This window comes from Enterobacter adelaidei (assembly GCF_041937165.1).
In the GTDB taxonomy this organism is placed as follows: domain Bacteria; phylum Pseudomonadota; class Gammaproteobacteria; order Enterobacterales; family Enterobacteriaceae; genus Enterobacter; species Enterobacter adelaidei.
In genome coordinates this window covers 3,093,621-3,113,706 of record NZ_CP154353.1, presented here as the reverse complement: position 1 = coordinate 3,113,706, position 20,086 = coordinate 3,093,621, and the positions used below count along the sequence as shown (strand labels likewise).

General features: G+C 53.3%; 17 protein-coding genes. 5 read left to right on the top strand and 12 right to left on the bottom strand.

Annotation, left to right across the window (positions count from 1 at the left end):
- Positions 1 to 81 precede the first annotated feature (81 nt).
- Complete coding sequence (locus AAHF05_RS15070) at positions 82 to 1,842, bottom strand: DEAD/DEAH box helicase (RefSeq protein WP_129324290.1); 1,761 nt, start codon at positions 1,840 to 1,842, stop codon at positions 82 to 84.
- A gap of 151 nt (positions 1,843 to 1,993) precedes the next feature.
- On the opposite strand from AAHF05_RS15070, the gene rsuA reads away from it, so the two are divergent.
- The 3 genes from rsuA to AAHF05_RS15055 all read left to right on the top strand — a co-directional run bounded on the left by rsuA (position 1,994) and on the right by AAHF05_RS15055 (position 4,537).
- Positions 1,994 to 2,701, top strand: coding sequence for a 16S rRNA pseudouridine(516) synthase RsuA (gene rsuA, locus AAHF05_RS15065; RefSeq protein WP_049008173.1), 708 nt, complete (start codon positions 1,994 to 1,996; stop codon positions 2,699 to 2,701).
- 15 nt (positions 2,702 to 2,716) lie between these two features.
- The gene (locus AAHF05_RS15060) at positions 2,717 to 3,913 is read left to right on the top strand and encodes a Bcr/CflA family multidrug efflux MFS transporter (protein WP_129324291.1); all 1,197 of its coding nucleotides are present in this window, start codon (positions 2,717 to 2,719) and stop codon (positions 3,911 to 3,913) included.
- 279 nt (positions 3,914 to 4,192) lie between these two features.
- A complete protein-coding gene (locus AAHF05_RS15055; RefSeq protein ID WP_114977689.1) occupies positions 4,193 to 4,537 on the top strand; it encodes a YejG family protein in 345 nt (114 codons plus the stop codon).
- Between the two features lie 3 nt (positions 4,538 to 4,540).
- On the opposite strand, the gene yejF is transcribed toward AAHF05_RS15055, so the two are convergent.
- The 9 genes from yejF to AAHF05_RS15010 form a co-directional block, all read right to left on the bottom strand.
- The gene (yejF, locus tag AAHF05_RS15050) at positions 4,541 to 6,130 is read right to left on the bottom strand and encodes a microcin C ABC transporter ATP-binding protein YejF (protein WP_129324292.1); all 1,590 of its coding nucleotides are present in this window, start codon (positions 6,128 to 6,130) and stop codon (positions 4,541 to 4,543) included.
- 1 nt (position 6,131) lies between these two features.
- On the bottom strand, positions 6,132 to 7,157 hold the full coding sequence (locus tag AAHF05_RS15045; protein ID WP_129324293.1) for an ABC transporter permease: 1,026 nt from the start codon (positions 7,155 to 7,157) through the stop codon (positions 6,132 to 6,134).
- Positions 7,157 to 8,251: a microcin C ABC transporter permease YejB gene (locus AAHF05_RS15040; protein ID WP_028016291.1), complete on the bottom strand. Its 1,095-nt coding sequence runs from the start codon at positions 8,249 to 8,251 to the stop codon at positions 7,157 to 7,159. The genes AAHF05_RS15045 and AAHF05_RS15040 overlap by 1 nt, the downstream gene beginning before the upstream one ends.
- Positions 8,252 to 8,260: 9 nt before the next feature.
- Positions 8,261 to 10,066, bottom strand: coding sequence for an extracellular solute-binding protein (locus AAHF05_RS15035; protein ID WP_129324294.1), 1,806 nt, complete (start codon positions 10,064 to 10,066; stop codon positions 8,261 to 8,263).
- Between the two features lie 74 nt (positions 10,067 to 10,140).
- Complete coding sequence (locus AAHF05_RS15030; protein WP_108090807.1) at positions 10,141 to 11,697, bottom strand: cyclic di-GMP phosphodiesterase; 1,557 nt, start codon at positions 11,695 to 11,697, stop codon at positions 10,141 to 10,143.
- Positions 11,698 to 11,824: 127 nt separating this feature from the next.
- Positions 11,825 to 12,394: a bifunctional murein DD-endopeptidase/murein LD-carboxypeptidase gene (mepS, locus tag AAHF05_RS15025; protein WP_008500946.1), complete on the bottom strand. Its 570-nt coding sequence runs from the start codon at positions 12,392 to 12,394 to the stop codon at positions 11,825 to 11,827.
- A gap of 415 nt (positions 12,395 to 12,809) precedes the next feature.
- On the bottom strand, positions 12,810 to 13,523 hold the full coding sequence (locus AAHF05_RS15020) for a phosphatase PAP2 family protein (protein ID WP_129324295.1): 714 nt from the start codon (positions 13,521 to 13,523) through the stop codon (positions 12,810 to 12,812).
- A 33-nt stretch (positions 13,524 to 13,556) separates the two neighbouring features.
- Positions 13,557 to 14,543, bottom strand: coding sequence for a GTP-binding protein (locus tag AAHF05_RS15015; protein WP_129324296.1), 987 nt, complete (start codon positions 14,541 to 14,543; stop codon positions 13,557 to 13,559).
- 123 nt (positions 14,544 to 14,666) lie between these two features.
- Entirely contained in the window at positions 14,667 to 16,133 is a 1,467-nt protein-coding gene (locus AAHF05_RS15010) for a mannitol dehydrogenase family protein (protein WP_206737109.1), read from the bottom strand.
- Between the two features lie 205 nt (positions 16,134 to 16,338).
- On the opposite strand from AAHF05_RS15010, the gene uxuA reads away from it, so the two are divergent.
- Positions 16,339 to 17,529 carry a mannonate dehydratase gene (gene uxuA, locus AAHF05_RS15005; RefSeq protein ID WP_129324298.1) on the top strand — a complete coding sequence of 397 codons (1,191 nt, stop codon included), beginning with the start codon at positions 16,339 to 16,341 and terminating at the stop codon, positions 17,527 to 17,529.
- Positions 17,530 to 17,563: 34 nt separating this feature from the next.
- Here the strand turns inward: uxuA and yeiP are convergent, their stop codons facing one another.
- A complete protein-coding gene (gene yeiP / locus AAHF05_RS15000; protein WP_008500940.1) occupies positions 17,564 to 18,136 on the bottom strand; it encodes an elongation factor P-like protein YeiP in 573 nt (190 codons plus the stop codon).
- 164 nt (positions 18,137 to 18,300) lie between these two features.
- On the opposite strand from yeiP, the gene AAHF05_RS14995 reads away from it, so the two are divergent.
- Positions 18,301 to 18,555 carry a YkgJ family cysteine cluster protein gene (locus AAHF05_RS14995; RefSeq protein WP_032666680.1) on the top strand — a complete coding sequence of 85 codons (255 nt, stop codon included), beginning with the start codon at positions 18,301 to 18,303 and terminating at the stop codon, positions 18,553 to 18,555.
- Here AAHF05_RS14995 and setB read toward each other — a convergent pair.
- Positions 18,552 to 19,733, bottom strand: a complete 1,182-nt coding sequence (setB, locus tag AAHF05_RS14990; protein WP_129324299.1) for a sugar efflux transporter SetB — start codon at positions 19,731 to 19,733, stop codon at positions 18,552 to 18,554. The two genes, AAHF05_RS14995 and setB, sit on opposite strands and share 4 nt — an antisense overlap.
- Positions 19,734 to 20,086 lie beyond the last annotated feature (353 nt).

Genomic DNA, 20,086 nt, shown 5'->3' with positions numbered 1-20,086 from the left:
GCAGGTGAGTGTTCTGCCTCACGGATGTGAAGCGGGCGGCATTTTATACTCAAATGCTCCTCACATCAATGAAAAGTCCCGTTAACCGCGCAATTCGTTGGCGCGACGAAAGCGACCTTCATAGTCAAAGACCTTCTCACGGACCTGCCAGAACTGACCTTTCTTGCGAGCAACAACAAAATCCGGATGGCGCAGTAACGCCTGCTGGTGCACGATATCGGCCACGGTTATCCAGCGCAGAGGAACACCTGGCGTACGGGTGTGCGGGCGAATAAAGAGTTGCTCGAAGGCCGTGCGTTGAGCGGGAGTTTGTACCCTGAAGCGCTCACTGACGTCCGCCCCGTCCTCATCGTAGTAGGTGATTTTTAGCCACTCGCCTTTTTCATCCGCACCGGGCTGTAGTGCCATGCCTGAGCAGCGGAGTACCAGCGCGTCTTTTAACTTCAGTGCCGCTTTTAACATGTCGTCCGGGTCGACCAGCACCGTGTCACATTCCCGGCAGCGGCGTGCGGCAATGTCATTTTCGGCGTTGCATTGTGGGCAGTTCTTGAAGCGGAAACGGAAATCGCACTGCTCGCGATGCCCTTCGTCATCTTCAAACCAGCCCTGACAGCGGCGGCCAAAATGCTCAATTAGCGTGCCGTCGGCGGTGGTTTTACCCCAGAAGGTGTTGGCAAAACCACAGGCAGGACAAAAAACCTGTACCGGCACGTTGTCGCTTTTTCCTTTTGGCGCGCCGACCTCAGGCGTATAGAGATCGTGCGGGTTACCGGCATAATCCAGAATCAGACAGTCGGTTTTACCCGGCGCCAGACGCAGGCCGCGGCCAACAATTTGCTGATACAGACTGACCGATTCGGTCGGGCGCAAAATAGCGATCAGGTCGACGTGCGGGGCGTCAAAGCCAGTGGTCAGTACCGACACGTTAACCAGATAGCGGAACTGCTGGGCTTTAAAGGCGTCAATCAGGCTGTCGCGCTCAGGGCCTGGGGTCTCGCCAGTGATTAATGCCGCGTCGCCTGGGGGCAGTAACCCGGTAATTTCCCGCGCGTGCTCAACGGTGGCGGCAAAGATCATCACCCCTTTACGTGTCGCGGCGAACTCCTCAATCTGGCTAATGATGTGCGGCGTAATGCGCTTTTGCTTTTTCAGCTCCTGGTTAAGATCCGCTTCGCTGAATAACCCGTTGCTCTGCGCCTGCAGGCGGCTGAAATCGTACTGCACCACCGGCATATCAAGCCGTTCAGGCGGCGTCAGGTAGCCATGTTTAATCATGTAGCGCAGCGGAAGCTCGTAGATGCAGTCGCTAAACAGGGCCTTGTCATCGCCGCGCACCATGCCGTGATAATGGTAACGGTAGATCCAGCCTTTCCCCAGACGAAACGGGGTCGCCGTCAGGCCCAGCAGGCGCAGGTGTGGGTTCACTTCTTTCAGGTGTGTCAGGATTTGCTGATACTGGCTGTCGTCGTTATCGCTGATGCGGTGACACTCGTCGACAATCAGCAGCGAAAATTCGCTGCGAAACAGATCCAGATTGCGGGCCACCGACTGCACGCTGCCAAAGACCACTTTACCGTGGCTCTCTTTACGCTTTAGCCCGGCGGCGAAAATGTCTGCTTTCAGCCCGAGTGCGCAATATTTGGCATGGTTTTGCGCGACGAGCTCTTTGACGTGCGCCAGCACCAGCACACGACCGCGGGCCAGACGTGCTAGTTCGGCGATGACCAGGCTCTTGCCTGCACCGGTTGGAAGCACAATAGCCGCAGGTTCACGATGTTTACGGAACCACGCGAGGGTGGCATCAACGGCTTCCTGCTGATAGGGACGAAGTGTAAAAGTCATGGGGTCTCGGTTTCATTATTCCGCACATAGTATGCCACGAAACTTTTTCCCTTGAGTGGCGCAACCAGACCATTATACTGAACCGTTCCAGACTGCTTCTTTTTCGGACGTACTGTTCGACTTCCAGCACCATTAAGGCTAAAAAGATTTCATGCGACTTGATAAGTTTATCGCTCAGCAACTCGGCGTAAGCCGCGCTATTGCCGGGCGTGAAATTCGCGCCAGCCGCGTTACCGTGGACGGCGACATTGTGAGAGACAGCGCTTTCAAACTGCAACCGGACCATCAGGTTGAGTATGACGGCAATCCGCTGGCCCAGCAGCATGGCCCGCGCTATTTCATGCTCAACAAGCCGGAAGGCTATGTCTGTTCAACGGACGATCCGGATCACCCGACAGTACTCTATTTCCTCGACGAACCGGTTGCGCACAAGCTGCATGCCGCTGGTCGCCTGGATATCGACACCACCGGACTGGTGCTGATGACTGACGACGGGCAGTGGTCGCACCGTATTACCTCTCCGCGCCATCATTGCGAGAAAACCTATCTGGTGACGCTGGAGTCTCCGGTAGCGGATGACACGGCAGAGCAATTCGCCAAAGGCGTTCAGCTGCATAATGAGAAAGATCTCACCAAACCCGCCGTCCTTGAGGTGATCACCCCGACCGAAGTTCGCCTGACCATCAGCGAAGGGCGATATCATCAGGTAAAACGGATGTTTGCTGCAGTGGGGAACCACGTTGTCGGCCTGCATCGTGAGCGGATTGGTGCGATTGAACTCGATCAGGATCTGGCGCCAGGCGAATACCGCCCGTTAACGGAAGAAGAGATCGCCAGCGTCGGTCTGCCTTCGCATTAATCTCAGGAGAACTCTGTGACCACCAGGCCACACTCGTCGTTCAAAATCGTCTTCATTCTTGGCCTGCTGGCCATGCTGATGCCGCTGTCTATTGATATGTATCTGCCTGCACTGCCGGTTATTGCCGCGCAGTTTGGCGTACCGGCAGGCAGCGCGCAGATGACGCTCAGCACCTATATACTCGGCTTTGCCCTCGGCCAGCTGTTTTATGGCCCGATGGCGGATAGCCTGGGACGCAAGCCTGTTATTCTGGGTGGGACGTTAGTCTTTGCGGCCGCGGCAGTTGCCTGTGCGCTGGCGCAAACCATCGATCATCTGATTATCATGCGCTTCTTCCACGGTCTGGCTGCGGCAGCGGCAAGCGTGGTGATTAACGCTCTGATGCGCGATATCTACCCGAAAGAAGAGTTCTCCCGCATGATGTCGTTCGTGATGCTGGTGACGACGATTGCGCCGCTGGTGGCTCCGATGGCGGGTGGTGCGGTGCTGGTGTGGTTTAGCTGGCATGCGATTTTCTGGATCCTGGCGCTGGCCGCGCTGCTGGCCTCCGCGATGATTTTCTTCTTTATTGATGAAACGCTTCCCGTCGAGCGTCGCCAGAAATTCCACATCCGCACCACAATAGGTAACTTCGCCTCACTGTTTCGCCACAAGCGTGTGCTGAGTTATATGCTGGCGAGCGGGTTCAGCTTCGCCGGGATGTTCTCCTTCCTGAGTGCCGGGCCGTTTGTTTATATCGAACTGAACCATGTTTCACCGCAGCACTTCGGCTATTACTTTGCGCTGAACATCGTCTTCCTGTTCATCATGACCATCATCAACAGCCGTTTTGTCCGGCGGGTGGGGGCATTGAACATGTTCCGCGCCGGGCTGTGGATCCAGTTTGTGATGGCGATCTGGCTGGTGGTGAGCGCGGTTCTGGGCGTGGGCTTCTGGGCGCTGGTGGTCGGCGTGGCGGCCTTTGTCGGCTGCGTGTCGATGGTATCGTCGAACGCGATGGCGGTGATCCTCGATGAATTCCCGCATATGGCGGGAACGGCATCGTCACTGGCAGGAACGTTCCGCTTTGGTATTGGGGCGATTGTCGGGGCGTTGCTTTCTATGGCGACCTTTACGACGGCCTGGCCAATGTTGTGGGCGATGGCTTTTTGCGCAACCAGCTCCATACTCTTCTATCTTTACGCAAGTCGACCGCGAAAAGCGGCTCACTAAAGCACAGAGAAGGCCCGACAGGGCCTTTTTTGTTGATGCATATCAACCAAACCCACGTTCACACACCCGGTGTTTGTTTCTTTTATGTAAAATCTATTTATGTAAAAAGTCACATCATTGTATTCAAAAAGGTTGAGTTAGATCGCAGAAACGGGTACATATAGCGCCGACGCAAGCCTGGATACCTATAAAAAAGCGCTGAATAGTGCAGGTTAGCGATGATGTGTTACTATAAATGTAAATAAATTGTGAAGTAAATTTTGCTTCCGGGGAACGAACGTGAATACATTACAACTCTCCATTGTCCATCGCTTGCCCCAGAGCTATCGCTGGTCAGCGGGTTTTGCAGGTTCGAAAGTTGAACCGATTCCGCAAAGTGCCGCGGGCTGCGATAATTGTCTGGTTGCGCTCAAACTGCTTAGCCCGAGCGACGAAGACGCATGGCCGGTTATGGAACGCTTAAGCCAGGCGTTGACGGATATCGAAGTAGACAGCTCCGTACTGGAGTGCGAAGGTGAGCCGTGCCTGTTTGTTAAAAGCCAGGATGAGTTTGCCGCGACCTGCCGTCTGAAAAATTTTGGCGTTGCTATTGCGGAGCCTTTCTCTGGCCAGTATCCATTCTGAGCGCTAGTCTGCTGAAAGCAGCTGGCGCGTGTAGCTCTGCGTTGGCGCAGTAAATACGCGCTGGCACTCCCCCTGTTCGACCACTTCTCCCTGTCTCAACACAATCACCTGATGGCATAGCGCCCGAACCACCTGTAAATCATGGCTGATAAAGATATAGGCCAGCCGGTGTTTTTCCTGTAACCCCTTGAGCAGTTTCAGGATCTGCGCCTGGACGGTTCTGTCCAGCGAAGACGTCGGTTCATCCAGAATAATCAGTTCCGGTTTCAGGATCAGCGCACGGGCAATAGCGATACGCTGACGCTGCCCGCCGGAGAATTCTGCCGGATAGCGGTGACGGGTATCGGGATCTAAGCCCACTTCGTTCATGACCCGCATGACCTCCTGTTCCCGTTGTTGGGCATTCAGGCTGGGCTGATGAACACGCAGACCCTCTTCAACGATCTGTAACACGCTGAGCCGTGGGTTAAGCGAGGAGTTGGGATCCTGAAATACCACCTGCATACGAGGGCGTACCGGAAGCATCTGGCGTCGGTTCCAGAGATGCAGTGGCATGTTGTCAAAGAGGATCTCGCCCTGAGAAGCGATTAAACGCAGCAGCGCCAGGCCGGTGGTGCTTTTACCCGAACCGGATTCACCTACCAGTCCCAGAGATTCCCCTGGACGCAGAGAGAAGCGGATATTTTTCAACACCGGATTTTGGTCGACGACGCGCCGCAGAATACCTTTGCGAATGGGAAACGAGACGGACAAATCGTCAACACGCAACAGCGGTACGCTGTCAGCTGGCAGCGGAACCGGGTCGCCAGAGGGTTCACTGTCGAGCAGGCGCTGGGTATACGGGTGTTGTGGCGCGTTTAACAGCGTGGACGCGACATTCTGCTCGACACATCGCCCGTTTTGCATCACCGCAACGCTGTCGGCCAACTTTTTCACAATACTCAGGTTGTGCGTGATAAACAGCAAACTCATGTTCAGCTCGTCACGTAACTCGCGCAGCAGCGTCAAAATTTGCGCCTGCACCGTCACGTCCAGCGCCGTTGTAGGTTCATCAGCAATTAACAGTTCGGGGTGCGTGAGCAGGGCCATGGCAATCATCATGCGCTGGCGCTCGCCGCCGGAGAGCTGGTGCGGAAAATCATTCAGCCGTTTGGCTGCATTGCGTATTCCGGTTCGTTCAAGGCAGTCCAGAATTTCCCCGCGTGCGGCTTCTTTGCGCATACCCCGGTGCAGTGACTGGACTTCATAGAGCTGTTTTTCCAGGCTATGAAGGGGGTTAAGAGAAACCATCGGTTCCTGGAAAATCATGGCAATCTTATTACCGCGGATTGCGCGCAAGGTATGTTCGTCAGCATGCAACAGCGAGTTACCGTGAAAAAGAATGTCGCCTTGCGGGTAACTCACGGGCGGAGAGGGCAGCAGACGCAGGATGGAGAGAGCTGAGACGCTCTTGCCTGAACCTGACTCACCCACCAGCGCCAGCGTTTCACCGCGCTGGATCTGGAGTGACAGGTCGGTGACGACGGTACGCATCTCACCCTGTGTTGAAAAAGCAATCGACAGGTTATCAATACTGAGAAGGGGCTGCGTCATTTTATACCGCCTTGTTAGGATCGAAGGCATCGCGCACGGCTTCGCCAATAAAAATCAGTAGCGAAAGCAGCACGGCCACAGACAGGAAGGCGGTAATACCCAGCCACGGTGCCTGCAGGTTGTTCTTACCTTGTAACAGAAGCTCGCCGAGCGACGGGGAACCCAGCGGTAGCCCGAAACCGAGAAAATCCAGTGAGGTGAGGGTGGTGATAGAGCTGCACAGAATAAACGGCAGGAAGGTAAGCGTTGCTACCACCGCGTTGGGCAGCATATGGCGGAAGATGATCCCGCGGTCGCTCACGCCCAGCGCCTGTGCAGCGCGAATATAGTCGAAGTTGCGGGTGCGCAGAAATTCCGCTCGCACGACACCCACCAGCGCCATCCAGCCGAACAAGACGGTGATGCCTAATAGCCACCAGAAGTTTGGCTGTACCACACTCGAAAGCAGGATGATCAGAAACAGCGTTGGCATGCCTGACCAGACTTCAATAACACGCTGGCCCCACAGGTCTATTTTTCCACCGTAATAGCCCTGAACCGCACCCGCCACGACCCCCATCACACTGGAAAAAAGCGTCAGCATAAGTCCAAAGAGGAGCGATATCCGTGTGCCATAAAGGATGCGCGCCAGGACATCGCCACCGTTGGCATCCGTTCCCAGCCAGTTTTGCGCGGAGGGTGGGGAAGGGAAGGGCGTTGTGGTGGCAAAGTTAATGCTGTTTGCGCCAAAACGCACCGGTGCCCAGATAGCCCAGCCATGTAGCTCAATTTGCTGGCGAAGCCACGGGTCCTGATACTCCGCAGGCGTTGCAAACGGGCCACCAAAATCGCTTTCACTGTAATTAGCGAGAACCGGTACATACCAGCGGTCGTTAAAATGCACCAGCAAAGGCTTGTCGTTGGCAATCAACTCAGAGCACATGCTTAAAATAAACAACACGGCAAAAATCCACAGTGACCAGTAGCCGCGGCGGTTGTGGCGAATACGGGCCCAGCGGGCCTGGTTTACGGGGCTTAAACGCGACATTAGCGGCCCTCAAAATCAATTCGGGGATCAACCAGCGTATAGCTGATATCACTGACGATATTCAGCAGCAGGCCAATCAGGGTGAAAATGTAGAGTGTGCCAAACATCACCGGATAATCGCGCGAGACGGTGGCTTCATAGCCCAGCAGGCCCAGACCGTTGAGTGAGAACATCACCTCGATCAGCAGTGAACCGGTAAAAAACATACTGATGAACGTGGCAGGAAATCCGGCAATGACCAGCAGCATGGCGTTGCGGAATACGTGCTTCCACATAATCTGCTTCTCGCTTACGCCCTTGGCGCGGGCCGTGACGACGTACTGTTTTCGAATTTCATCAAGAAAGGCGTTTTTGGTCAGCATGGTCAGAGCCGCAAACCCGCCAATAACCGTTGCCAGAACCGGTAGCGTGATATGCCAGAGATAGTCGGTGATTTTCTGGTACCACGGCAGGGTACTGAAATCAGCGGAGACTAACCCTCGCAGCGGAAAGATATCGAAATAACTCCCCCCGGCAAAAAAAACAATCAGCAGGACGGCAAACAGAAACGCCGGGATGGCATAACCGATGATGATGAACGTGCTACTCCAGATATCGAAACGGCTGCCGTTATAAACGGCTTTACGGATCCCGAGCGGAATCGAGACCAGGTAGATAATCAACGTTCCCCATAACCCCAGCGTAATGGACACTGGCAGGCTTTGCTTAATCAATGTTAAGACTGATGCACTGCGAAACAGGCTATCGCCGAAATCAAAGCGAATATAGTCCCAGAGCATTTTGAAATAGCGCTCGTGAATGGGTTTGTCAAAGCCATAGCGGTGGGTGATCTCGGCGATCACTTCAGGATCCAGTCCACGCCCACCACGATAATGACTTTCACTGATATTCCCTACGCCGGTTCGCGCATGGCTCGCGCCCATTCCTTCACCGCCGCCGCCTGGCATACCGCCGCTATTACCAAACTCGATAGCGGCAATAGCCTGATCAACCGGGCCGCCAGGCGCGATTTGCACGATAAAAAAGTTAATCGTGATGATGGCCCACAGGGTCGGGATGACCAACAGCAGACGGCGGATAAGATAGGCACCCATGATGATTCCTTAGCGTCGCTCAGCGGGGAGTCTGGCGGCTTTGTTGACGTCATACCACCAGGTATCAAAGCCCAGTGAATAGACAGGGCGTACGGCAGGCACGGAGAACTTGTCCCAGCGAGCAAGACGATCTTCGCCCATATACCACATCGGCAGCATGTAGTAGTTCCAGGTTAAGACCCTGTCGAGCGCCCGCCCGAGCGGCAGGAGCTTTTCTTTATCGCCTTGCGCCGCCACTATTTTTGCAATCAGTGCATCAATCGCCGGGCTTTTCACCCCCGGGGCATTATATGAGGAGTCGATGTAGCTGGAGGCCCATGAAATTTGCAGATCGGAGCTTGGCCACGGCTGTGCGGGCCACAAGCGCTGCATCATGTCGTAATCACGGCTGCGCATGCGATTGGTAATCTGCGCGTTATCAACCTGACGAATGTTCATGGTAACGCCCAGCCGCTCAAGGTTGTGCTTAAACGGCAGTACCCACTGATCGTTGCCCCCGGATGAAAGCAGCAGCTCAAAGCTGAGAGGCTTACCCGTTTTGGCATCAACACGCTTTTGATTCTTCAGGGGCCAGCCCGCGTCCTCCAGCAGCTTGCTGGCTTTCAGCAGGTTGGCGCGGTCGTAGCCGTCACCGTTCGACACGGGCGGCTGAAACACCGAGGTGAACACTTCCGCGGGTACTTCCGCTTTCAGCGGTGCCAGCAGGACCAGCTCGTCAGCTTTCGGGTAGTCGCGCGCGGCATATTCCGTGTTCTGAAAATAGCTGTTCGCACGGCTGTAGGCACCGTAAAAGAGCGCTTTGTTCATCCACTCAAAATCAAAGGCCAGGGAAATCGCTTCCCGTACCCGGCGGTCATTAAACACCGGACGCTGAATATTAAATGCCAGCCAGCGGGTGTCCTGGGCGGACTCATTTTTGTGCTCATCTTTAACGATGTAACCTTTCGCGAAATTTTTCCCGATATACCGCGTGGCCCAGTTTTTGGCGTTGCTCTCGACGCGCAGATCGAAGGCACCGGCTTTAAATGCTTCAAATGCCACGTTATCGTCGAGGTAGTAATCATAACGAAGGGTGTCGAAATTCCAGCGCCCGCGGTTAACTGGCAGGTTTGCGGCCCAGTAGTCTTTGACGCGGGAATAGACCACATATTGCCCCATGCGCCAGTCGGTAATGCGGTAAGGACCACCTGCCAGAGGGGGAGTAGAGAGCGGGTCGCTCAGTTTGTGATCTTTCCAGAACGATTGAGGCATCACCGGCAGCGAGAACAGGCTGAGCATATTCTCTTTGTTGGGTTCGCTCAGCTCGATGCGTACGGTGAGCGGCGCAATGGCTCTGACGGATGCGCCTTTGTACACGATGCGGAATTGGGGCACGCCTTCAGTCATAAATTTGTGAAAGGTGAACGCGACGTCACTGGCCTTAACCGGTGAACCATCGTGAAAACGTGCCCGAGGGTTTATCGAGATTTCAGCCCAGGCAAAGTTATCCGCGTAACGCACGTTATCGGCAATCAGTGGATAGTAGCTGCCGGGCTCATCATCAGACGTGACAAAAAGCGTATCGTAAAGTGATTCCGTTCGCGCGGCCGCCACGCCACGCAGGGCGTAGCGGTTGAAGTTGTCGAACGTTCCCGTGGCGGAAAGTGTTACCTTCCCACCTTTGGGGGCGGCTGGGTTGACGTAATCGAAATGTGTAAAATTGACCGCGTATTTCGGCTCGCCAATCACCGCGAAGGCGATATTTTCTTTGATGGCTTGCGCCTGGCTGGACAGGCTCGTGAATGCCAACATCAGCAACATAAAGCGCATAAGCATCTCGCGGCGGCTCCTTCTTTTACAAACCAGCTCAGTTAAGCTGAATAATAAGTGACGTCACGGGCAATGTGAAATTATTCACTGCCGGGCGAAACGTCAGGCCGCCAGTTGCGGAACTGATCCAGTGGCATCGGGCGGCTAATCCAGTAGCCCTGCAGGAAATTGACGCCATGCTCGCGTAGCCATGCAGCCTGTTCCGGGGTTTCCACCCCTTCGGCGACGGTCAACATATTCATTCGTCTTGCCAGCGTCAGGACTGCATCCAGCACCGGTGACGTCACGGTCTCCGTGCCTATCGCATTAACAAAACCACGATCAATCTTGAGATAGTCCATGGTGAAATGCTCAAGATAAATCAGCGCGCTGTGACCAGTACCAAAATCATCAATGGCTATCTCAAACCCTTCGTTATGCAGCCATTCGAAGAGGCTGTTGGCTTCCCGATGATTAAGCATGTCGCGCTCGGTAATTTCCAGCACGATCTGGAAGTAATCCGGCGGCAGTAACGCTTTGAAGGTGAGCATGTCTTCTTTGAAGCTTTCCGCATGCAAATGCCCAGGCGCAATGTTGATGCCGAGTTTTGCGCCCGGCGGTAGCACGGTCTGTAATACCGGCGCATCGTGAATGATGAGATCAAAAAGATGCAGCGTCAGCGGAACGATCAGCTTCTGTGCCTCTGCAAAATTGATAAAGGCGTCAGGCGGAATCTCACCCATGGTCGGGTGTTTCCAGCGCATCAACACCTCGACACCGCGCATTTTCAGCTCTTTTGCGTCCACCACAGGTTGATAGACCACATAGAATTGATCGCGCTTAATGGCGCTTAAAATCTCTTTACCCGGATTCAGCCGTATGCTGAGGATATAGTAATTGAGCGAGCCGGCCGCAATGCCGCACACCAGTCCGAAGAACAGAGCGTAAAGGATTTCATCGCTGGTCCAGGCGTCCGCATACAGTTTAATGGTCAGGGGGACGTTTTTCAGCGTAGCGATGCGGCTCGGTGCTTCATCTAAATCACGCGCTTTGACCAGCTTGCTGGACATCGTCGTTAGGGCATAATCGCCAATGATGATGGCGATGCCAGCGAACTCGTCCTGGCGGGCTGTGTAGAGCAGATAAGGTGTCAGATTGATATTCACCGAGGTGAACACACCGCCATCTTTAACTAACGGGTTACGATACCAGATGGCAATCGCGGGCTTGTTGGGCAACATCGGGGTGCCTGGAAGCAAGGCCATATCGATCTGCTTATTAATGTGCAGCTCGGGTATCAGCTCCTCCATCGGGACATTCATTGGACCTGTGGCGGATGAACAGAACGCAATTTTGTCCCTGACCAACAAAAAGGCGCGCACGTTGAGGCTAAATGCTGCGCGTGAAGTCAGTTCTGCATTGACGTCGTGGCAATTGTTCAGCGTGAGTGGCTGGAGGATGTCGATAGAGGTTTTTAACTCTGCGAAATAGCTCTCCATGTAGAGGTTGACATCGTTAATCAGGGTGTCGAATTTTACGTCCCGCTTGTGGTAGCTCCAGAAAAATTGCAATGAACCCAGGAGCAGGGCAGCGATCAGGCCTGTGATAATGCTGAGGATCAGTATCTTGCGATTACTGGAGAAGTAGCGGGTGAACATAGACGTTGTGGTTCCTGAATTGCCGCCGAATGTATTCAGTGTAACGGGCAAAAAAAAACACCGCCGAAGCAGTGCTTTTTTTCATCATATCGCCAGCCAAGGGATAACCAACGATACAATTTCCATATTAACTGCGGGTCAGTACTCGGCGCGCTTCGTTGTAGCGCTTTTTCCAGTACGGTTCGTTCATGCTGGAAATGGTCACACCGCTACTGGTGGAGGCATGTACAAACTGGTCATTACCAATATAGATGCCCACATGTCGACCTGTAGAACCGGCGCGGAACAGAACTAAGTCACCGGTGCGCAGTTTAGTACGTGAAATCGACTTGCCCATCTCCTGCTGTTCGTAAGTCGAACGCGGAAGATCTAACCCGAATTGCTCACGGAAAGTACGCTGTACAAAACCGGAACAATCAATACCTGTTTTCGTGCTGCCGCCAAGACGGTAACGCACGCCTTTCCAGTCAGCATACTGGTCCATAATGCGGGACTTCACGTCCAGATTACGTACCATATTTTCAAATTCATCCTGAGAGGCTTGCAGTGACGAGGAATCTTCCATTCCCACAACACGCGTCTCAGGATGCATATTCTTTGCGGTGTTCGATGTACTACATGCAGACAACAGTACCGCGACTGCTATCGCCGGGATCCCCCGTAAGATATATCTCAGAAACGGTTGAGATTTGACCATTTTGTTTATTTTCCCTTGAAGTCCTTAACGACAAATATCGTTATAAAAATGCCAAACGTGACGAGACTAATTATCTGTTCACATTGAGACAATTCTTTCTGCTCACATTTGTGGCACAGCGCACAAAATTATTAGCCAGTGAAATAATTATCTCTATGGGGCAAAACGAGTTCGAGATTAACCGATTGCCTGGGGTATTGCGAGTAAAAAAAGCCTTTTTTTTATAAGAAATTGTGATACAGAAAGTAAAAACATGGAAATGCTCAAAATACCGACAGATCCGCCACCTTATCGCGTAATTGATTCATTTTTATCATGAATGTGATGACAGGAATATGACAGTGAGAAAAGATCGCGGCAAGAGACCTGTCAGGGATCATGTCGATCCCTGATAGCTAACGTTAATTTAGGTTAGTTATTTGTTTAATTGTTGTTGCGTTTTTCCGGGAAGATAGCGATCAAACAGCGCTATTATCCCGTCACTCAACGGTGTCATCAAACACCACGGCAGAGCAATCAGAGCAACGGAGAGCGAACCGACGGCAATATCGGTGAACCAGTGGGCGCCAATCATTACGCGTGGAAAAGCAAAAACCACAAAAATAATCAGGGCTATTACAAAGGCTTTTTTGCCGAAATAACGAAGCATAACTGCGGAAAAAATAAGCAGCATCATGCCGTGGTCGCCAGGGAAACTGTCCTTCGAGGCATCTTTTGTTGGAATATGCAGCAACTCACTGACGCGATAAATATCGCTAAAGAAGAGCGTTGGGCTGGAGCGCTTAACCGGAATAATCGCGGTTGCCAGCTGGTTAATGACCACGGCAAACAGCAGCATCACCAGACCGATAATCATAATACGCCGACGCCCTGCTTTATCCTCTTTCAACCAGAAGGAGAGCATCAGGCAGCCCATTGCCAGCAACGAAAAACCGTCGAAGGCGCGGTTGTTGGTGATAGCTACCAGCCACAGAAAGGCATTGCTCTTCACCAGCTCCTGGTTGAAGAAGTGAAAGATTGCAGAATCCAGCGGGAACCAGAAACCATGATTCGCCGGGATATACCAGGAGAAAAAGAGCGCCAGACCGGCGACATTAAGCAGTAATATCAGGGGAAATCGAGTTGTCATAACGTTCAACAAAGAGTGAAAACAGGGGCAACGTTAGCCGCCCAAACTTAAACGAAGCTTCAACAGGCTGGACTGCAGGGCATTCCAGTCGGCGTTAACCGCACTAATTAACTCAATTCGGCTGTCCGGCGGGGCGACATTTTGCGTTTCAATAAAGAAATCTTCACCCTGACGATTGATCCGTACCAGTCCGTCTGGTGTGCGCATGATCCCTTTAACGCGATCGACCGGAGCAAGTCTGGCCCACTCAAGGATCCCGATGGTGTCAAAAACGGTATCTGCATCGAAGATCCATCCACAGGCCTGATATCCCTGACCATTATTCAGATTACGACGCCAGCGCTGGTGTTCCGGCAGGCTGAGGGCAGCCAGACCTTGTTTCACCGGGTGGCTATGGGCATGCTCTGCACTGGCCGGAAGTTCCGCTATGTTCAGACGAGGAAGGTCAAGCAGGGCGCTATCAATCCTCCCCTGAGTGGTCTGCACCCGTTGACGATTACCCCCGAAATGTTGCCACCACGCGTCCAGCGCGGCCTGGCTTTCAGCCGTGGCGCGATCTTCTTTATTAGCAACGATAATGTCTGCTGAGGCGAGTTGATCGCGGAAGTTCTCATTGGCCACCGCTTTATCATCCAGAAGCTGGCGAGGATCGAGCAGGCACAGGGTGGCACGCAGATCAATCCACGGCTCGTAAACCGGTGCGGTCAGTAAATCAAGGATCTGCTTCGGGTGACCCAGCCCAGTGGGTTCAATCAGCAGGCGATCGGGTTTTCCCTGACGTAGCAAGGTATTGAGTCCTACCTGCATTGGCAAGCCATTGACGCAGCACATGCATCCGCCGGGGATCTCTTTGATCATTGCGCCGCTGTCCGACAGTAATGCGCCGTCGATGCCCACTTCGCCAAATTCATTGACCAGAACGGCCCATTTCTCGGCCGGATCTTTGTTCGCCAGCAGGTGAAGAATTGACGTGGTTTTACCGCTGCCGAGAAAACCGGTGATGAGGTTGGTTTTGGTCACGTGCGCTCCAGAAGAGAATTGTGATGCTATAACAATTATCTCTTATCCTGGCGAAAAAAGGGCGCAATGAGAAGGGGAAGGGTGAACGGAGGTCACCTCCGTTCGTGTTAAGCGCAATAATCGTTAAAGATTTAACGTTTCAATAACAGCCTGACGTGCACCGTGGCGGGCAATGCGCTGATAAGCCTGGCTGACAGCTTCAACAAAAACGCTATTTTGGGCGAGATCGTGTCCAAAGACCTCGTTCAGCCCCAGCAGCGCGTTGACGCGATCGTCGTCGCTGCTGGCGTCAACAATCGCGCGGATTTTATCGCTGAGGGGATCGCGGACGTCAATTGTGTTTCCGTGTTCGTCAGTCCCGCTGACGTAGCGTATCCAGCCGGCCACGCCCAGAGCCAGCAGCGGCCACGGCGTTTTTCGCTCAAGATGGACGCGGATCCCGTCCAGCATTCGCTGAGGCAGCTTCTGGCTGCCGTCCATCGCGATTTGCCACGTGCGATGCTGAAGTGCCGGGTTGGCAAAGCGTTCAAGCAGGCTATCGGCGTATGCGGTGAGATCGACATCCCTGATGCGTAATGTGGGTGCCTGTTCATCCAGCATGAGCCGACGGGCGGCTTCGCGGAATGCTGTGTCCTCCATACATTCATTAATATGGGCGTAGCCCGCGAGATATCCCAGATACGCCAGAAAAGAGTGGCTGCCGTTGAGCATGCGTAGTTTCATCTGCTCCCAGGGCAGAACGTCCTGCACCATCTGGACGCCTGCCACTTCCCACGCCGGACGGCCGGCAACAAAATTATCTTCCACCACCCACTGAATAAACGGTTCGCAGCTGATGGCGCAGGGATCTTCAACGCCGAGCGTTTCGGTGATTTCTGCCAGTGAGGCCTCTGTTGCAGCAGGAACAATCCTGTCGACCATGGTTCCGGGAAAACTCACGTGGCTATCAATCCACGCAGCGAGTGCCGGAGAGCGTTTTTGCGCCATTCCCAGCACGGCATTTTTCACCACATGGCCGTTGTCAGGGATATTGTCGCAAGAAAGCACGGTAAAAGCAGGTAAGCCGCGCTCACGGCGACGATGGAGCGCTTCGACAAGGATCCCCGGGGCGGAATGCGGCTCAGATGGATTTTCCAGATCGTGGATAATCCGCGGGTTTTGCAGATCCAATTTACCGGTAGCGGGATCGATGCAATAACCATTCTCCGTGATGGTGAGCGACACAATCGCCACCTGAGGCTCACAAAATTTCTCAATAATAGCGGGCAGAGAGTCCAGCTTTGCGTTCAGGCATTCATGGACGGCGCCGACGATAATTGCCTCGTTTCCTTCTGCACCTTTCTCCAGAACGGTGAACAGGTGATCCTGCGCACGCAGCTGGCTCATCAGCACATCACCGCTAAAGAGGCTAATCTCACATATTCCCCAGTCGCCGCCTTTCTCATTCAGCACCCGATTTGTTAACAATGCCTGGTGCGCGCGGTGAAACGCGCCAAAGCCAAAATGGACGATGCGAGAGCGTAATTGCTGACGATCGTAGCGCGGTTGCTGAACATGGACAGGAAGGGCGGTGGAGGCAATTGTCTTCATGAAATACACACCTGATTAACCATTAATTAACAATGTCAGTGTAAAGTTATATGACAGCAAATAAAATTGGTGAGCCGTAAATATCCCTGTTCTGTGAGTTTGATCAATCAATGCGTGGCGGTATGTTGACCCTTAGCGGCAAACATGTATGGTAGTCGTCATTGCAGTAACGCATATTGGTATAACAACTTAAGAGGGTGAGGCAATGGAACAAACCTGGCGTTGGTACGGGCCGAACGATCCGGTTTCTCTTGATGATGTGCGTCAGGCTGGCGCAACGGGTGTCGTCACGGCGCTGCATCATATTCCTAACGGCCAGGTATGGCCGGTTGATGAAATTCAAAAGCGTCAGGCGCTGCTGGCAGAGAAGGGATTAACCTGGTCTGTGGTGGAAAGCATTCCGGTTCATGAAGATATCAAAACCCATTCAGGGGAGTACCAGACCTGGATTGCCAACTATCAGCAGAGTATTCGCAACCTGGCGGCATGCGGCATTGATACGGTGTGCTATAACTTCATGCCTATTCTGGACTGGACGCGCACTGACCTTGAATATCAGATGCCGGACGGTTCAAAAGCACTGCGTTTCGATCAAATTGCCTTTGCGGCATTTGAACTGCACATTCTGAAACGTCCTGGCGCCGAAGCGGATTACACCGCGGAAGAGCAGCAGCAGGCGCGCGCGTGGTTTAACGCCGCCAGTGACGCGGACATCGAAAAGCTGACCCGCAATATCATTGCTGGTCTGCCAGGTGCGGAAGAGGGCTATACGCTGGATCAGTTCCGTGCACGTCTGGCGGAATATGGCGACATTGATAAGCATCAGCTTCGTGAAAACATGGCGTACTTCCTGCGCGCGATTGTGCCCGTCGCAGAAGAAGCGGGCGTTCGCCTGGCGATACATCCGGACGATCCTCCGCGTCCTATTCTCGGCCTGCCGCGTATCGTCTCGACGATTGAAGATATGCAGTGGCTGAAAGAGACGGTAGACAGCATCTACAACGGCTTTACCATGTGTACCGGCTCCTACGGCGTGCGTGCGGATAACGATCTGGTGCGGATGATTGAAACCTTCGGCGATCGTATTCACTTTACTCACCTGCGCGCGACCTGTCGTGAAGAGAACCCAAAAACCTTCCACGAGGCAGCGCACCTTGGCGGTGATGTGAATATGGTCGCGGTGGTGGATGCCATCCTGGCGGAAGAAGTACGTCGTAAGCGGGTTGGCGATGTGCGTCCTATTCCATTCCGTCCGGATCACGGGCATCAGATGCTGGACGATCTGCGTAAGAAAACGAACCCAGGTTATTCGGCAATCGGTCGTCTGAAAGGGATGGCGGAAGTGCGCGGCATAGAGCTGGCGCTGAAGATGACGAAGTATCCTGACTTGCTGTAAAAGAAAAACCCGGCGGAAAGCCGGGTTTTTTGTGTTAGTCAGCACGACCCATATAGCGTTTTTCTTCAATATGGATGCGAATTTTCTCGCCTGCAGACAGGTATTCTGGCACCTGCACAACCAGTCCGGTTGTCAGGGTTGCTGGTTTGTTGCGGGCGCTTGCAGATGCGCCTTTGATACCTGGTGCCGTTTCAACGATTTCCAGATCGACGGTCTGAGGCAGTTCCAGCGCCAGCAGCACGCCATCCCAGGTCAGAACCTGCATGTCTGGCATACCGCCTTCGGGAATAAACAGCAGCTCTTCTTCAATCTGATCTTTGGTGAAGATATACGGGGTGTAATCTTCTTTATCCATGAACACGTATTCGTTGCCGTCGATATAGGAAAAATCGACATAGCGACGGGTCAGGGTCACGGTATCAACGATATCGTCACCTTTAAAACGTTCTTCAACTTTCAGACCGGTACGCACATCGGCGAAACGCATTTTGTACAGCGTCGCTGCACCACGGGCGCTAGGTGCCTGAATATCGATATCTTTCACAATCAGCAGTTTGCCGTTGTAATTCAGTACCATACCTTTCTTAATTTCGTTCGCTCTTGGCATTGCAGTAATCCTGTATACGGAAGGTAAAAAATATCGCGCCAAATTACTCGTGCGCGGCCTTTCAGGCAAGAGGAATTCGTGGCTTTTGCTATCAATACGCAAAAGGTGTTACTGTGCGCGCGATGCCCGGCTGCGCGGGCCTTCGTCAGCGAAAGAGAGCGTTTATGGATTGTCGTCCAGATTGCGGCGCGTGCTGTACCGCACCGTCCATTTCAAGCCCCATTCCAGGAATGCCAGAAGGCAAGCCTGCCAATACCCGCTGCGTTCAGCTCTCTGAAACTAACCTGTGTATGATCTTTGGTTCGCCCCTGCGCCCGAAGGTTTGCTCCGGACTTCAGCCAACAGCCGAAATGTGTGGCAGCACGCGAGCGCAGGCGATGACGTATCTGCTCGAGCTGGAATCGCTCACCGCGCCTTAAACGTCTTTGATCCTCGCAAGACAGCCAATCGTCAGCGTGCACATCACCAGCGCAATCCAGAACACCGTGTGATAGTTCCAGATTTCTGCGACGACCCCCGCCATTGAGCCTGCGATAATCCAGCCCACACGGGTGGTATTAGTATAAAGGGTCGTGGCCGAGCCCGCCTGACCCGGCATCAGATCCTGGAAATAGAGCATGCCAATCCCGGCCAGAATGCCGACATAGATAGCGTTCAGCAGCTGTAAAGCCAGTAACAACCCCGGCGTATGTACCGTCAGCATACCGATATAGAAAAGCAGACCGGCGACGGCGGCGATACTCATCAGAAAACGCTTGCCGAAGCGCTTTGCGTAATATCCTGCGATGAGCATCGTCGGGATCTCAAGCCCGGCTGCTGTTCCCATCATGATACCTGCCAGCTTCTCTGGTAGATGCAGTTCATCAATAATAAACAGCGGCATATTGATGATATACAGGCTGTTAGTGCCCCACATCAGGGTGCAGATAACAAACAGAAGCAGGGCATCGCGGCGGTTGCGGCGCGGGGCTTCCAGCGTCCCCGTCGCCACTTTGGGCTCTTTGCGCATCGACGGCAGAAAGAACCACACCAGCGCGCCACATACCACAAATGCGACAGCCGCACTCAGGTACATCGCCGTAAAACCAAACCCCATCGCCAGCGCGTAAGCCAGCGGGGGGCCGATCACCCATGCCAGCGACACCTGAGCACGCATTACCGAGCTGAACATCACCGCTTCACGCCCGGTATGGTCGGCGTGCTCGCGGGCAAGCGCGAACATCTGTGGGTTAGCCGTCGAACCAAAGCTGCTCAGAAATACCCCGATGAACAGCAAAACGAAATAGTTGCGGTTCCATGCAAACAGAACGCAGGCGAGCACCCCAAGCAGACAGCAAAAGACAATCAGGCTTTTACGATCGCCTTTTCTGTCGGATCGGCCCGCCAGAAACTGACTCACCAGAATGCCGATGATGGCGCTTCCGGTAAAAAAGAAGCCCACCATGGCCGGACGAGCGTGAACCTCATTGGTCAGAAATAAGCTCAGCGTCGGCGTCTGTAACGCACCGGCAATACCCGTAAAAAAGGCAACAATCAGGAACGCCGCTGAAGTCAAATCAAAGGGCTTTGGCGAGGTGGCCGCGGGGGTGTTATGCATGTTTTATAATTAACGAGTGACAGAGAGAGGCGGAGTTTACGCTGGCACTCATTAAATAAACAGAGGGTGCGGTCAATTACGCCACGAAAAATCAAAATGGCATTTCAACTTATAGAAGGTTTGGCTGACCTTAGCTGAAACTGACTTGCTGAACTTCAGCAATATTCAGCTGAACGAAGAAGAAATGTGCTGTATCTCTAAATTCTGAGATCAGAAATACGAGTTTACTTGCAAGGTATTACAGAAAGCGCAAAACTTTTTGAAACGTTTCAGCGCTATCTTGTTTAAGCAAACGGAGCAGGCTAGCGCATTTTTTCTCATTAAAGCTGAAACGATTCAATTTCAGCAGGAGT

Coding starts and splice junctions, on each gene's coding strand:
- AAHF05_RS15070 (WP_129324290.1), bottom strand. CDS start 1,842: ATGACTTTTACACTTCGTCCCTATCAGCAGGAAGCCGTTGATGCCACC.
- rsuA (WP_049008173.1), top strand. CDS start 1,994: ATGCGACTTGATAAGTTTATCGCTCAGCAACTCGGCGTAAGCCGCGCT.
- yejF (WP_129324292.1), bottom strand. CDS start 6,130: ATGACGCAGCCCCTTCTCAGTATTGATAACCTGTCGATTGCTTTTTCA.
- AAHF05_RS15045 (WP_129324293.1), bottom strand. CDS start 7,157: ATGTCGCGTTTAAGCCCCGTAAACCAGGCCCGCTGGGCCCGTATTCGC.
- AAHF05_RS15040 (WP_028016291.1), bottom strand. CDS start 8,251: ATGGGTGCCTATCTTATCCGCCGTCTGCTGTTGGTCATCCCGACCCTG.
- AAHF05_RS15035 (WP_129324294.1), bottom strand. CDS start 10,066: ATGCTTATGCGCTTTATGTTGCTGATGTTGGCATTCACGAGCCTGTCC.
- AAHF05_RS15030 (WP_108090807.1), bottom strand. CDS start 11,697: ATGTTCACCCGCTACTTCTCCAGTAATCGCAAGATACTGATCCTCAGC.
- mepS (WP_008500946.1), bottom strand. CDS start 12,394: ATGGTCAAATCTCAACCGTTTCTGAGATATATCTTACGGGGGATCCCG.
- AAHF05_RS15020 (WP_129324295.1), bottom strand. CDS start 13,523: ATGACAACTCGATTTCCCCTGATATTACTGCTTAATGTCGCCGGTCTG.
- AAHF05_RS15010 (WP_206737109.1), bottom strand. CDS start 16,133: ATGAAGACAATTGCCTCCACCGCCCTTCCTGTCCATGTTCAGCAACCG.
- uxuA (WP_129324298.1), top strand. CDS start 16,339: ATGGAACAAACCTGGCGTTGGTACGGGCCGAACGATCCGGTTTCTCTT.
- yeiP (WP_008500940.1), bottom strand. CDS start 18,136: ATGCCAAGAGCGAACGAAATTAAGAAAGGTATGGTACTGAATTACAAC.
- AAHF05_RS14995 (WP_032666680.1), top strand. CDS start 18,301: ATGGATTGTCGTCCAGATTGCGGCGCGTGCTGTACCGCACCGTCCATT.
- setB (WP_129324299.1), bottom strand. CDS start 19,733: ATGCATAACACCCCCGCGGCCACCTCGCCAAAGCCCTTTGATTTGACT.